At 67.4% G+C, this 13,416-nt stretch carries 10 protein-coding genes and 4 pseudogenes; 11 read left to right on the top strand and 3 right to left on the bottom strand.

All coding sequences use genetic code 11. The features are described from left to right. Positions 1 to 45: 45 nt before the first annotated feature. The 5 genes and pseudogenes from QP181_RS11670 to coaD all read left to right on the top strand — a co-directional run. Positions 46 to 1,141 (top strand): annotated as a pseudogene (locus QP181_RS11670) (GGDEF domain-containing protein). A 119-nt stretch (positions 1,142 to 1,260) separates the two neighbouring features. Further along, a complete protein-coding gene (locus QP181_RS11675; protein WP_333928618.1) occupies positions 1,261 to 1,461 on the top strand; it encodes a hypothetical protein in 201 nt (66 codons plus the stop codon). Positions 1,462 to 1,535: 74 nt separating this feature from the next. Then, a complete protein-coding gene (locus tag QP181_RS11680) occupies positions 1,536 to 1,775 on the top strand; it encodes an exodeoxyribonuclease VII small subunit (RefSeq protein ID WP_056060585.1) in 240 nt (79 codons plus the stop codon). A gap of 13 nt (positions 1,776 to 1,788) precedes the next feature. Then, positions 1,789 to 2,675, top strand: a pseudogene (locus QP181_RS11685) (polyprenyl synthetase family protein). Positions 2,676 to 2,696: 21 nt separating this feature from the next. After that, positions 2,697 to 3,200: pseudogene (gene coaD / locus QP181_RS11690) on the top strand (pantetheine-phosphate adenylyltransferase); the annotation flags it as partial. A gap of 204 nt (positions 3,201 to 3,404) precedes the next feature. Here coaD and QP181_RS11695 read toward each other — a convergent pair. Beyond that, positions 3,405 to 4,610: a penicillin-binding protein activator gene (locus QP181_RS11695; RefSeq protein ID WP_333928619.1), complete on the bottom strand. Its 1,206-nt coding sequence runs from the start codon at positions 4,608 to 4,610 to the stop codon at positions 3,405 to 3,407. Positions 4,611 to 4,620: 10 nt separating this feature from the next. Here QP181_RS11695 and rsmI point away from each other — a divergent pair, with 10 nt between their 5' ends. From rsmI to QP181_RS11715, 4 genes are all read left to right on the top strand, one after another. Next, the gene (rsmI, locus tag QP181_RS11700) at positions 4,621 to 5,466 is read left to right on the top strand and encodes a 16S rRNA (cytidine(1402)-2'-O)-methyltransferase (protein ID WP_333928620.1); all 846 of its coding nucleotides are present in this window, start codon (positions 4,621 to 4,623) and stop codon (positions 5,464 to 5,466) included. A 47-nt stretch (positions 5,467 to 5,513) separates the two neighbouring features. Beyond that, positions 5,514 to 5,915, top strand: coding sequence for a YraN family protein (locus tag QP181_RS11705; protein ID WP_333928621.1), 402 nt, complete (start codon positions 5,514 to 5,516; stop codon positions 5,913 to 5,915). A 174-nt stretch (positions 5,916 to 6,089) separates the two neighbouring features. Then, entirely contained in the window at positions 6,090 to 7,043 is a 954-nt protein-coding gene (gshB, locus tag QP181_RS11710) for a glutathione synthase (protein WP_333928622.1), read from the top strand. 173 nt (positions 7,044 to 7,216) lie between these two features. Next, positions 7,217 to 7,816, top strand: coding sequence for a DedA family protein (locus QP181_RS11715; RefSeq protein ID WP_132895505.1), 600 nt, complete (start codon positions 7,217 to 7,219; stop codon positions 7,814 to 7,816). Here the strand turns inward: QP181_RS11715 and QP181_RS11720 are convergent. Continuing rightward, a pseudogene (locus tag QP181_RS11720) lies at positions 7,817 to 8,682 on the bottom strand (tyrosine recombinase XerC). 153 nt (positions 8,683 to 8,835) lie between these two features. Between QP181_RS11720 and QP181_RS11725 the strand changes: the two are divergent. Both QP181_RS11725 and QP181_RS11730 read left to right on the top strand, forming a co-directional pair. After that, positions 8,836 to 10,293 carry a sensor domain-containing diguanylate cyclase gene (locus QP181_RS11725; protein WP_333928623.1) on the top strand — a complete coding sequence of 486 codons (1,458 nt, stop codon included), beginning with the start codon at positions 8,836 to 8,838 and terminating at the stop codon, positions 10,291 to 10,293. Between the two features lie 88 nt (positions 10,294 to 10,381). Then, the gene (locus QP181_RS11730; protein ID WP_333928624.1) at positions 10,382 to 12,553 is read left to right on the top strand and encodes a primosomal protein N'; all 2,172 of its coding nucleotides are present in this window, start codon (positions 10,382 to 10,384) and stop codon (positions 12,551 to 12,553) included. Between the two features lie 553 nt (positions 12,554 to 13,106). Here QP181_RS11730 and QP181_RS11735 read toward each other — a convergent pair. Beyond that, the gene (locus QP181_RS11735; protein ID WP_056055328.1) at positions 13,107 to 13,361 is read right to left on the bottom strand and encodes an ATP synthase F1 subunit epsilon; all 255 of its coding nucleotides are present in this window, start codon (positions 13,359 to 13,361) and stop codon (positions 13,107 to 13,109) included. Positions 13,362 to 13,416 lie beyond the last annotated feature (55 nt).

Raw genomic sequence — 13,416 nt, forward strand, 5'->3', positions numbered from 1 at the left:
ACCACCGAGATCCTGCTCGCCGCACTGTACGGCGCGTTCGGCGGGATGGCGATCGCGCTGATCGTCTACAACCTCGCTTTGTGGGGGGCGCTGCGCCAGGCGTTCCAGCCCGCATATTGCCTGCTGGTGCTGTGCCTGCTCGCTTATGCGCTGACCTCGTCGGGGGCGCTCGGGCAGATGATCCCCGACCTCGACAACAACGACCGCCAGCGACTGAACGCGCTGTTCCTCGCGGGGTCCGCCGCCGCCGCGCTGCTGTTCGCGCGGACCTTCTTCGAGCGCGCGGTTTTCACCGGATGGCTGCGCCCCGCGAGCACGATCGTGATGGCCGCGCTGCTGGCGGCCGGGCTGACATGGGGGGCCTTCGCGCCGTGGCATTTCCATACGCTCGATACGCTGCTCGCGAGTGCGTATCTCGCGCTGCTCATACTGGTCCCCGTCGTCCTCTACCGGGCATGGCGCGTGCGGAGCAATTTCCTGTGGCTGTTCGCGCTGGCGTGGAGCGTGCCGATCGCGGTCGCCGGACTGCGCATCGCCAACGCCTTCGCGCTGCTCGACTGGAGCCTGTGGCTCGACAATTCGACGATCCTGTCGATGGCGCTCGAATCGATGCTGTCGAGCCTCGCGATCGCCTACCGGATCCGCCTGCTCAGCGTCGAACGCGATACCGCGCGCGAACAGGAGATCGCCGCGCGGCTGCTGGCGGATACCGAGCCGTTGACCGGGCTGCTCAACCGCCGCGCGTTCCTGACCCGTGCGATCGGTCGGCCAGGCGACCAGATGCTGCTGATCGCCGATGTCGATCATTTCAAGCGCGTCAACGAGATGATCGGGCATGACGGCGGCGACGAGGTGCTGCGCGTGGTCGCGCGCGCTGCGTAACGCGGTGCCGGCCGACGCGCTGGTCGCGCGGATCGGCGGCGAGGAGTTCGCGATCCTGGTCGATGCGGCGAATGCCGTCGCGCCGGATTCCGTGCTCGACCGGTTGCGCAGCCAGCGCATGCCGTTCGACATCGCCGTGACCGCGAGCATCGGCGCGTGCACCGGACCGTTGCTCGACGAGACCGACTGGAAGCTGCTCTACAATTGCGCCGACCGCGCGCTGTTCGCGGCGAAGGCAGCGGGCCGCGACCGCGCGTGAGGCGCCGTCATTGTGCATTGCCGCCTGATTGCGGCTCGACTTGTCGCCGCCTGATCGCGGCCGACTTGTCGGGGATGACGAAGTGCGACATGATCGCAACCATGGCCGGGGAACACAGGATGCGAAATCGTAAGGCGACGCTGGTCATGGTGGGGTTGATCGCGCTCACCGCGATCGCCGTGCGGCATCCGACCGTCGATGTGCAGCTGGTCACGCATGATGCGCGCGACCCCGCACCACACCGGATGCAGGCGGCGGTCGATTTCGGGCTGGTCGGCGTCTCGGTACTTTATACCTGGACCGTCAGCCGACTGCGCTGAACGCGTCCGAACCCGTCTGAACCCGGGCGCCACGTCCTTGACCCCCATCGCGTGCCTGCGCCATAGCGACGGACATGGACACGCCGATCGAAGACCTCGCGTTCGAGGATGCACTGAAGGAACTCGAGCTTATCGTCGGAAAGCTGGAGAGTGGCGACACGCCACTCCAGCAGGCGATCGAGCTGTACGAGCGCGGCAACAAGCTGCGTCAGCGTTGCGCCGACCGGCTCGATGCGGCGCAGGCGCGGATCGAGGCGATCCGGCTCGATGGCGACGGCAAGCCCGCGGGCGTCCGCCCGTTCGCGGCGGGCTGACGCGGTGAGCCAGATGCCCGTCACGCTGGATGCCGCCCTCGCCGACGTCGCGGCCGAGATCGACCGGCAGTTCGACCAGTTGCTGACGATCCCCGACGATCCGCGCGGCGACCTGTACCGCGCGATGCGGCATGCCGCGATCGGTGGCGGCAAGCGGTTGCGCCCGCTGCTCGTGTTCGCGACCGCCAATCTGTTCGACGTCGCGCACGAATGTTCGGCGCGGGCAGCGACCGCGCTGGAGGCGATCCACGTCTATTCGCTGATCCATGACGACCTGCCGTCGATGGACAATGACGACATGCGGCGCGGCAAGCCGACCGTCCACAAGGTGTTCGACGAGGCGACCGCGATCCTTGCGGGTGACTGCCTGCATGCGCTGGCGTTCGAGATCCTCGCCGATCCGGCGACGCACCCCGATCCGTTCGTACGGATCGAACTGGTGACGGACCTCGCGCGCGGCTGGGCCGAACGGCATGGCGGGTGGGCAGAAGATGGATATCGAGGCGGAGAGCACGCGCTTCGACCTGAACACCGTCACGCGGTTGCAGCAGATGAAGACGGGGGCGCTGATCTCGGCGTCGGTCGAGGCCGGCGCGATCCTCGGGCGCTTGCCGCCGGAGGGCCGGGTCGGTCTTCGCGGCTATGCGCATGACCTGGGACTTGCGTTCCAGATCGCCGACGATCTGCTCGATGCCGAGGGCGACGAGGCGGTCGTCGGCAAGTCGCTGCGCAAGGATGAGGTCGCGGGCAAGGAGACGTTCCTGTCGCTGCTCGGGCCCGAGCGCGCGCGAACAGGCGCGGATGCTGGTCGACCAGGCGATCGCGCACCTGCATAGCTATGGCAAGGAAGCCGATCTGTTGCGCGACATCGCCCGTTTCGTGCTCGAACGCGACCGCTAAGCGTACAACCGGGAGTTCAATATGACCGCACGCATTGGTGTCTATCCAGGCACGTTCGATCCGGTCACGTTGGGCCATATGGACATCATCCGGCGCGGCGCGAAGCTGGTCGACCGGCTGGTGATTGGGGTGACGACCAACCCCTCGAAGTCGCCGATGTTCACGATCGAGGAGCGGATGGCGACGGTGCGGCGCGAGGTCGCGGGGATCGGCGGCGATATCGAAGTCGTTGAGTTCGATTCGCTGCTGATGGACTTTGCCGAGCGGCAGGGGGCGAAGGTGATCGTCCGGGGCCTGCGCGCGGTCGCCGATTTCGAATACGAGTATCAGATGGCGGGGATGAATCAGCAGATCAATCCGCGCGTCGAGACGGTGTTCCTGATGGCCGACGTCGCGTTGCAGCCGATCGCTAGCCGGCTGGTCAAGGAAATCGCGTTGTACGGCGGGAATATCGCCAAGTTCGTGCCGGAATCGGTGCGTGAAGAAGTCGTCGCGCGGGTCGAGAAGATCGGCCGCAAGGGAGCTGATCAGGTCGGCGGACCGACGGTCAGAGCCGCGCCACCGAATTGGCTACGCCCGCCACCATGTTCTCCCGCGAAGGCGGGAGCCCAGACTGGGTCCCCGCCTTCGCGGGGAAACACGCTTTGCCTGGCCGGTCGGAAGAACTGCCGCCCCAGTCCGGGCTGACGGCGCCGATCCTGGGATTGCTGCTGCCTCAAAACCCGCAGCTTATTTCCCGAAGCCGGTCGGAGCGGGCGAGACCACCGTGGTCGTGCCGCCGCGGATTTCCTTCACTTCCAGCGCGCGCTCGGCGACGTTGTCGCGGCCGAAGCGGAACGCGCCGTCGATGCCGGCAAAGCCGTCGCCGTCGCGCAGGCGGTTGACCGGGAACGGCGTGCCGGGCTTCCAATCGCGCGCGATGCGGACCGTCAGCAGCACCGAATCATAGCCGAGGCTCGACAGGCGGTATGGCCCGGCGCCGAAGCGTGCGCGGTATTTGGCGGCGTATTGGCGATACAGCGTGTCGGAGACGCTGGCATACCAGGCGCCGGACAGTGCGGGCTTGGCGGCGATGCTGGTGTCGGAATTCCAGAGTTCGGTGCCGAGGATGCGCGTCGACGCACCGCCGCCGCGCTTTACCATCGCTGCCGCCGAGGCTGCGGTGGTGCCACCGTCGGCGATCAGGACTGCGTCATAGGGGCCTTTGCGGCCAACCGCGTGACCGCGCCCGAAATGCCACCGGGACCGCGCGTAGGTCTGGAGCGAGACGACCTGGCCACCGGCGCCTTCGACCGCGCGGAGGAACGCGGTCGACGCGCGCTCACCGTACAGGCCGTTGGGGACGAGGCCGGCGAAGTTGCTGACGCCACGCTCCTTGGCGAAATCGACCACGCGTGCGATCGATTGGGTCGGAACATAGCCCATCAGGTACGCGCCGTTGCCCGCCACGCCGAGATCGTTGGAGAAGCTGAGCACCGGGATGTTCGCGGCGCGCGCGATCGGTGCGACCGCGCGGACGTCGTCGGCGAGCAACGGGCCGAGGATCAGTTGAGCGCCTTCCGCGATCGCGCGCTGGGCGGCGGCGGCGGCACCGGTCGCGGTGTCGTAGTTGGTGATCCGGACGCGCTGGTTCTGCGTGTCGAGCAGCGCGAGCATCGTCGCGTTGGCGATCGAGGTGCCGACGCCGGCGTTGCTGCCCGACAGCGGCACGAGCAGCGCGACGCGGTTACGCTCGGCATCGCGCGGGATACCGGTCTCGACGCCGATGTCGGGACGATCGACGGGACGCGTGGTCGGGCGCTGCTGCGACGGCTCGACCGGTCCGCGCGGGACGATCGTCTGACATGCACCAAGCAAGCACGCCGCACCGAGTGCCACCCACCGGCCGAATGCGCGTTGCCGTCCCGGTTGCCCTATCGTCGTCGCGTCTGCCATGACCATCCCCATGAACCCTGAATCTCTTCTCGATCCCGGCCTCTACATCGTCGCGACCCCGATCGGCAATCTTGGCGATCTGTCGCCGCGCGCCGCCGACATCCTCCGCCGCGCCGACGTGATCGCGGTCGAGGACAGCCGCGTCACCGCCGGGTTACTCCGCCATATCGGTACGAAGACGCCGATGGTGCCGTATCACGATCACAGCGCGGAAGGCGTGCGCCCGGCGCTGATCGCGCGGATGGCGACGCAGGCGGTGGCGCTGGTGTCGGATGCGGGGACGCCGCTGATCTCTGACCCCGGCTTCAAGCTGGTGCGCGACGCGCGGGCCGCGGGGCATCTGGTGGTGACGATTCCGGGGCCGTGCGCGGCGGTGGCGGCGCTGACGCTGGCGGGGCTGCCGACCGACCGGTTCCTGTTCGTGGGGTTCCTGCCGTCGAAGCTGCACGCGCGGGCGGAGGCTATCGCGGAGGTGGCGACGATCCGCGCGACTTTGGTAATGTACGAGTCGGGGCCTCGGTTGGGGGCGTGTCTGGCGGCGTTGCTCGAAGGGCTCGGCGACCGCGAGGCGGCGGTGACGCGGGAGATCAGCAAGAAGTTCGAGGAGGCCGTGACGGGGAAGCTGTCGACGCTGGCCGAGCGCTATGCGGACGCGCCGCCGCGGGGGGAGATCGTGATCGTCGTGGCCCCGCCGGGCGATGCGCCGCCGGCGAGCGCGGAGGATGGGGATACGGCGCTGGTCGAGGCTTTGACGCGACTGTCGACCGGGCAGGCGGCGAGCGAGGTGGCGAAGAAGCTCGGGCTCGACCGGAAGGCGCTCTATGCGCGGGCGCTGGAATTGAAGGCAGAGGGCTGATCTCCCCTCCCGCTTGCGGGAGGGGTCGGGGAGGGCATGCCACGGACGTGCCGCTCCCGCCCTCCCCTAGCCCCTCCCGCAAGCGGAAGGGGAACACGCAGGACCGACAGGTTGCGGAAGCCGTCGGGCGTCGTGGCGAGCGGCTGGCGGGGTGGTGGTTGCGGCTGAAAGGCTGGAGCATTCTCGATCGCCGCGTGCGGACTCCGGCTGGCGAGGTCGATCTCGTCGCGCGCAAAGGCAACCTGATCGCGTTCGTCGAGGTCAAGACCCGCGCGACCGCTGCCGAACTCGACTTCGCGATCGACGAACGCCGGCTAGCTCGGGTGGCGGCGGCGGCGGAGTATCTGATGCCGCGCTATGCCCGGCCGGGCGACGACATCCGCGTCGACGTGATCCTGCTCGCACCGGGTACGCGGCCGCGGCACATCGAGAACGCGTGGATCGGGTGACGGGATCGGGCGGGGATCAGGCGAGCGTGGGTGACAAATCCCGCCCGCCTTCCTAAGTCCCGATCCGAACCATCCCAACCCGTCACCCCAGCGGACGCTGGGGTCTTCCAGTTACGGGGAGACCCCAGCTTCCGCTGGGGTGACGGAATTGGGATGCATGGAAGGAATGCGAGAATGACTCTCACCGTCGCCGTCCAGATGGACCCGCTCGACAGCATCAACATCGCCGGCGATTCGACCTTCGCGCTGATGTTGTCCGCGCAGGATCGTGGCCATACGCTCTTCCATTATTCGGCCGAGGATTTGAATTACCGCGACGGCCGGGTCTGGGCGAAGGCGCATCCGGTCACCGTGCAGCGTGTCGTCGGCGATCACTTCTCGGTCGGCGAGCCAGTGAACCTAGACCTCGGCGACGAGGCGGACGTCGTGCTGATGCGCCAGGATCCTCCGTTCGATCTCGGCTACATCACCGCGACTCACCTGCTCGAGCGAATCGCCGACAAGACGCTCGTCGTGAACGATCCGGCGCAGGTCCGGAACGCGCCCGAGAAGGTGTTCGTGCTCGACTATCCGCAGTTCATGCCGCCGACGCTCGTCACGCGCTCGCTCGACGAGGCGCGGAAATTCCTCGCCGAGCACGGCGCGATCGTCATCAAGCCGCTCCACGGCAATGGCGGCAAGGCGATCTTCAAGGTCGAGTCGGATGGCGCCAATTTGTCGGCGCTGATGGAGGTCTTCAACATGACGTGGCGCGAGCCGCACATGGTGCAGGCGTTCCTCCCCGACGTCGCGAAGGGCGACAAGCGGATCGTGCTGATCGACGGCGAAGTCGCGGGCGCGATCAACCGGCTGCCGGGCGAAGGCGAGATCCGCTCGAACCTCGCGGTCGGCGGGTCGGCGGAGAAGTCGGAGCTGACCGACAAGGAGCGCGAGATCTGCGCGGTGCTCGGGCCGGAGTTGAAGAAGCGCGGGCTGTTGTTCGTCGGAATCGATGTGATCGGGGGGACTTGGCTGACCGAGATCAACGTGACGTCGCCGACCGGGATCGTCGCGATCGAGAAGTTCGATGGGACCGATGTCGCCGGCATGATCTGGGATGCGATCGAGGCGAAGGTCGCGTCGCGGTAAGCGGACAGAATACCACCCCGGCGGAGGCCGGGGCCCAATTGGAAAGGTCGCAGTAACGAAGCGCCGTTTTCCATCACAACCGTCCCCCAATTGGGCCCCGGCCTTCGCCGGGGTGGTGCAATGGTGGAACGCCTCGCGGAACCCATCCAGCGTCCCGGCAGTATCTCATACCCATGACCGCATTCATCCTCGATCTGATCGCCTGGGGCGGATATTTCGGTATCTTCCTGTTGATGGCGCTCGAGAATATCGTGCCGCCGGTACCGTCCGAAGTCATCATGGGGCTCGGCGGCATGGCGGTCGCGCGTGGCGACATGACCGTCGTTCCGCTGATCGCCTGGGGCACCGCGGGGTCGGTCGTCGGCAATTACTTCTGGTATTATATCGGCCGCAACATCGGCTACGAACGCTTTCGCCCGTTTATCGAGCGCAACGGGCGCTGGCTGACGATGGAATGGTCCGACGTCGAGACAATCCACCGCTTCTTCATGAAGCGCGGCGGGTGGGTGATCTTCGTGTTCCGGTTCATGCCGACCTTTCGCACCGTCATCTCACTGCCCGCGGGAATGACGCGGATGCCGATCTGGCAGTTCGTGATCTGGACTGCGGCGGGCAGCGCGATCTGGAACACCGTGCTCGCCTATGCCGGGATCCTGCTCGGCTCGCATTTCGAGGAACTCGACCGCTATGTCGGGCCTGTCGCGGTGGCGACGTTCGTCGTGATCATCCTCGGCTATGGCTGGCGCGTCGTGACGTGGAAACCCAAGGGGTAATCAGGCCCTGGGGTGCGCGTTGCGGTAGACGTCCATCAGATGCGCCGCGTCGACCTGCGTATAGACCTGCGTCGAACTGAGGCTAGCATGCCCCAGCAACTCCTGGAGCGCGCGCAGGTCTGCCCCCGACCCAATAGGTGCGTCGCGAAACTGTGGCGTAGCGCGTGCGGCGTCGTCCGATCGCCCAGCCCTAGTCGGGTCCGTGCCGCCTGTACCGCGCGACGGATCATGACCGGAGACAGCGGCCCCCTTTCGCGCCGCGGAACAGCGGTTCGTCGCGCGAGACCGGCCACGGCGTCTGCGCGATATAGGCTTCGATCGCCGCACAGACCTGCGGCAACAGCGGTACGATGCGGGTCTTGGCGCGCTTGCCCGTTACCCGGATCGTCTCGCCGAGCGGGAGGATATCGCCGCGCAACGTCAGCGCCTCGCCGATCCGCAGCCCCGCGCCGTACAGCAGCATCAGCACCGCCCAGTCCCGCGCGCCGATCCACGGCTCGGTCGCATCGTCCGCCACCTCCTCGGCCAGCGCGACGGCTTCGGTCGGCGAGATCGGCCGCGGCACGCCGGTTTTAACGCGCGGGCCCCGCATCCGCGGTTGCTCGGCGCGGTCGTTGGCCCAGGCAAGGAACCCGCGCACCGCCGACAATTCGCGCGGCGGACGCGTTGCCGAGCCCGTGTTCGCGGCGATCGGCGAGATAGGCGCGGAGATCGGACGCGGTGACCCGAGCAAGGTCGGCGCGGTCGATCCGCTCGCCCCAATGCGTCTGCAGGAACGCGGTCAAGCGCTCCGCGGTCGCCTGGTAGGCGCGCACCGTATGGACCGATCGACGCCGATCACGGGCCAGATGGTCGCTCCAGAGCATTGATGGAGGCTTATTGTAAGAATCAACATCATCGGATGTCGACCCATCGCGCGGCAGCAAGACTGTAGACGGGGGATGGCGATGGTCATGCGGTGGACAGTATCCGCTGGAACCGGCAAAGAAAATTAACGCCCTCGCTTTATTAGAAACATCATGTCTTCAGCACTGCCCCCGGCCGACATGTTCGCGGACGAGACACGGCGGTTAGCCGCGCTGCACGCGCTCGCTCTGCTGGATAGCGAACCCGAGCGCGATTTCGATGCGCTGGTGGCGCTGGCCGCGGAGATGCTCAATTGCCCGACCGCGATGTTGACGCTGGTCGACTCCGACCGGCTCTGGATTAAGGCATCGAACACCGGCGCGCGGGGCGAGATCGCGCGCGACGTCGGCATGTGCGCGCACACGATCCGGGGCAGCGGTCCGCTGGTCATCGATGACATGACGCTAGACCCGCGATTCGAATCGAACCCGATGGTCGTTCCCGACAACGGCCTGCGCTTTTATGCGGGGGCGCCGATCCACGCGATCGACGACACCGGCGAGCGTCACGCGATCGGCGCGCTGTGCATCATCGATACCGCCCCGCGCAGCCTCAGCGACGCCGGACGGCGCGCGTTGCAGCATCTGGCGACGCTGGCCGAGACGACGATCGCGGCGCGCGCCGCCGCGCATCAGGCGATAACGATCGCGACCATCGCCGACCGGCAGGCCGCCGCGCTAGCCCGGCAGGACCGGATCTTTCGCCAAGCGGAGCGGATGGCGGCGTTCGGATCGTGGCGCGTCAATTTCGCCAACGACGATATCGAATGGTCGGACGGGGTCTATCACATCTATGGCCTGCCGATGTCCGAGCGGCCGACGATGGCGACGGCGATGGATTTCTATCCCCGCATGCGCGCGGAGATCAGCGCCGGGCTGGCGCGCGCGGTCGAGACCGGGGCACCGCTCGATATCGAGGTCGATTTCACCACCGCGCAGGGCGAACTGCGCCGGGTCCGCGTGATGGGCGAATGCGAGGGCGGCGGTGACACGCCCGCCGCGCTGGTCGGCGTGTTCCAGGACGTGACCGAACGCCACGCGCTCGAAGTGACGCTGCGCCGCACCGCGGACACCGATTCGCTGACGGGAATCGCCAACCGGGCTGCGTTCGATCGTGCGCTGGATAGCGCGATGCTCCGCGCGCACGAACAGGGCACGCCGCTGTTGCTGGCGCTGGTCGATCTCGATGGGTTCAAGGCGATCAACGATACGCTCGGCCATACCGCGGGCGACGACGTGTTGCGCGGAGTCGGACGCGTGCTCGAAGCGCCGTGGCTCAAGGGCAGCTTTGCCGCACGGCTCGGCGGCGACGAGTTTGCGGTGATCGTCGACGATCCGGTGCTGGCCACCTCGATGAGCCATGTCCGTCGGCGACTCGAGGAGGCGCTGCGCTTTCCGATCGCGATGGGCGGGCTGGCGATGGTCAGTGCCGGCACGGTCGGGATCGCGATGCTCGATCACGACTGTCACACGATCCGCGATTTCGTCCACCGCGCCGATACGATCCTGTATCAGGCGAAACGCGAGCGGGTCGGCGAGCGCCGACGCTCCGATCGAAAGACGGCGGCCTAGCTCTCGGCGCCACCGTCCACGCCGGGTCTGACGCACAGGTCGCGTAGGCGGTTCACGCGGAGTCGATCTGCCCCCATATACCGAGACGATGTCGTCCCGCGCTCGTGTCCTGATCCTCAACGCCGCCCTCGGGCCGCTCGACTACCGCGTGCCTGCCGGCATGGACGTAGGGCCGGGCTCGATCGTTGTCGCGCCGCTCGGGCCCCGGCAACTGCTCGGCGTGGTGTGGGAGGCGGAGCGGATGCCGTCCGATGCGGAGGTCGGCGACAACCGGTTGCGCAACCTGCTCGCGGTCGCCGACGTGCCGCCTTTGGGCGCGCCGCTGCGGCGGCTGGTCGAGTGGACGGCGGATTATTACCTCGCGCCGGCGGCGTCGGTGTTGCGGATGACGCTGGCCTCAACGTCTGCGCTGGAGGGGGCGCGGACGGCTATCGAGTATCGTTCGACGGGAATCGTGCCGCCTCGTCTGACGCCGCAGCGGGAACAGGCATTGGAGCGGATCGGCGATCGCCAGGGGCTGATCCGCGAACTGGCGACGCTGGCGGAGGTCAGTGACGCCGTCATACGCGGGTTGGTGAAGGTCGGCGCGATCGAGGCGGTCGAGGTGAGTATCGACGTCCCCTACCCCGCGCCCGATCCGTCGCATCACGAGCCGGTGCTGTCCGACGACCAGCGCGCGGCGGCGGATGCCTTGGTTGCGGGGGTGGCGGAGCACGCGTTTCACCCGACGCTGCTCGACGGCGTCACCGGGTCGGGCAAGACCGAGGTGTATTTCGAGGCGGTGGCGCAGGCGATCCGCGACGGGCGGCAGACCTTGGTGCTGCTGCCCGAGATCGCGCTGACCGAGCCGTTCTTGAAGCGCTTCTACGACCGGTTCGGGTGCGAGCCGATCGCATGGCATTCGGGGCTTCGCTCGACCCAGCGGCGCAGGGCTTGGCGGGCGATCGCGAGTGGCGAGGCATTGGTGACGGTGGGCGCGAGGTCGGCGTTGTTCTTGCCCTATCGCGATCTCGGCCTGATCGTCGTCGACGAGGCGCACGAGACCAGCTTCAAGCAGGAAGAGGGCGTGCATTATCATGCGCGCGACGTCGCCGTGATGCGCGGCAAGTTCGAGGGGTGCCCGGTGATACTTGCCTCCGCCACGCCGGCGATCGAGACGCGGCAACAGGTCGTGACCGGGCGATATGCGGAGCTGAAACTGCCGGGGCGGTTCGGGGCGGCGGAGATGCCGACGATCGAGCCTATCGACCTGATCAAGGAACCGCCCGAACGCGGCCGCTGGCTGGCACCGCGGCTTGTGAAGGCTATGCAGGCGACGCTGGAGCGGGGCGAGCAGTCGTTACTGTTCTTGAACCGGCGAGGATATGCGCCACTGACATTGTGCCGGACATGTGGGCACCGGTTCCAGTGTCCGAACTGTACCGCGTGGATGGTCGAGCATCGGCTGACGCGACGGTTGGCGTGCCACCATTGTGGCCACGCGGAGCCGACGCCGCGCGTGTGTCCGGAGTGCAAGGGCGAGGATACGCTGGTCGCCTGCGGGCCGGGGGTCGAGCGGATCGCGGACGAGGTGACGGCGCTGTTTCCGGAGGCGAAAACCGCGGTGGTCACGTCGGACACGATCTGGTCGCCGGCCAAGGCGGCGGAGTTCGTCGGGCGGATGGAGGCGGGCGATATCGACATCGTCGTCGGCACGCAGCTGGTGACGAAGGGGTATCATTTTCCAAACCTCACCTTGGTCGGCGTGGTTGATGCGGATCTTGGGCTCGACGGCGGCGATCTCCGCGCGGCGGAACGCACGTTCCAGCAGATCCGGCAGGTGTCGGGGCGTGCGGGGCGCGGCGAGAAGCCCGGGCACGTGTTCATTCAGACGCATAGTCCGGGGGCGCAGGTGATGCAGGCGCTGATTACGGGCGATGCAGATGCGTTCTATGCCGCGGAGACCGACGCGCGGAAGGATGCGGGGGCGCCGCCGTTCGGGCGTTACGCCGCGATCGTGGTGTCGTCGGAGGACCAGGGGTGCGCGCACGATACGGCCAAGCTGGTGGGGCGGAGTGCGCCCGAGGTCGAGGGGATGCACGTCTATGGCCCTGCGCCGGCGCCGCTGGCGATGTTGCGGGGGCGGCACCGGTACCGGCTGCTGGTCCATGCGCGGCGGGCGCTGGATGTGCAGGATGTCATCCGGGAATGGCTGGGGAAGCTGGACTGGCCGTCGAAGGTTCGGGTGACGGTAGACGTCGACCCGTATAATTTCCTGTAGCGGCGCCCCACCCGTCATCCCAGCGGAAGCTGGGATATCATCGGAGCGGGTGCTGCGACCCGGAACGGGGAGATCTTAGCTTTCGCTGGGATGACGGACTGGCGGGGCGCGGCTGGCCGACGCAAGCTCGCACGCCGGTAGACGTCTGCCCGCATATTTCTTTGAAGCGCGTCCCCTCTCACGACCGTCATCCCAGCGGAAGCTGGGATATCATCGGGACGAGTGCTGCGCCCCGGGACGGGGAGATCCCAGCTTTCGCTGGGATGACGGACTGGCGGGGCGCGGCTGGCCGGCGCAAGCTCGCAAGCCGACAGACGTCTGCCCGCATATTTCTTTGAAGCGCGTCCCCGCTCACGACCGTCATCCCAGCGGAAGCTGGGATACCATCGGGGCGGGTGCTGCGACCCGGAACGGGGAGATCCCAGCTTTCGCTGGGATGACGGTTTGAGGGGCGCGGCTGGCCGGCTCAAATCGAGGCAGTTTGTTCACCCGCGAAGGCGGGTGCCCAGTCTGGGTCCCCGCCTTCGCGGGGAAACAGTCTTATGAGATGCGCTTACTCGCCGGCGTGTTCGGCGAGGACGGTCAGGCCCTTGGCGTTGACCTCGGCGAAACCGCCCTTGATCGCGATGACCTCCGGCGTGCCGTTCTGCGTGCGGTATACCTGCACGCCGCCGTCGCGGACCGTCGACATGAAGGGCGCGTGGCCTTCGAGGACGCCGAAATCGCCTTCGGTGCCGGGGACGACGACCATGTAGACCTCCTCCGAGCGGACGAGCTTTTCTGGCGTGACGAGTTCGAAATGCAGCATGTCTATCTTCTCACTCCCTCCCCTTCAGGGGAGGGTCGGGGTGGGGGAGTGCGGC

This window comes from Sphingomonas sp. LR55 (assembly GCF_036856015.1).
Classification (GTDB): Bacteria; Pseudomonadota; Alphaproteobacteria; order Sphingomonadales; family Sphingomonadaceae; genus Sphingomonas.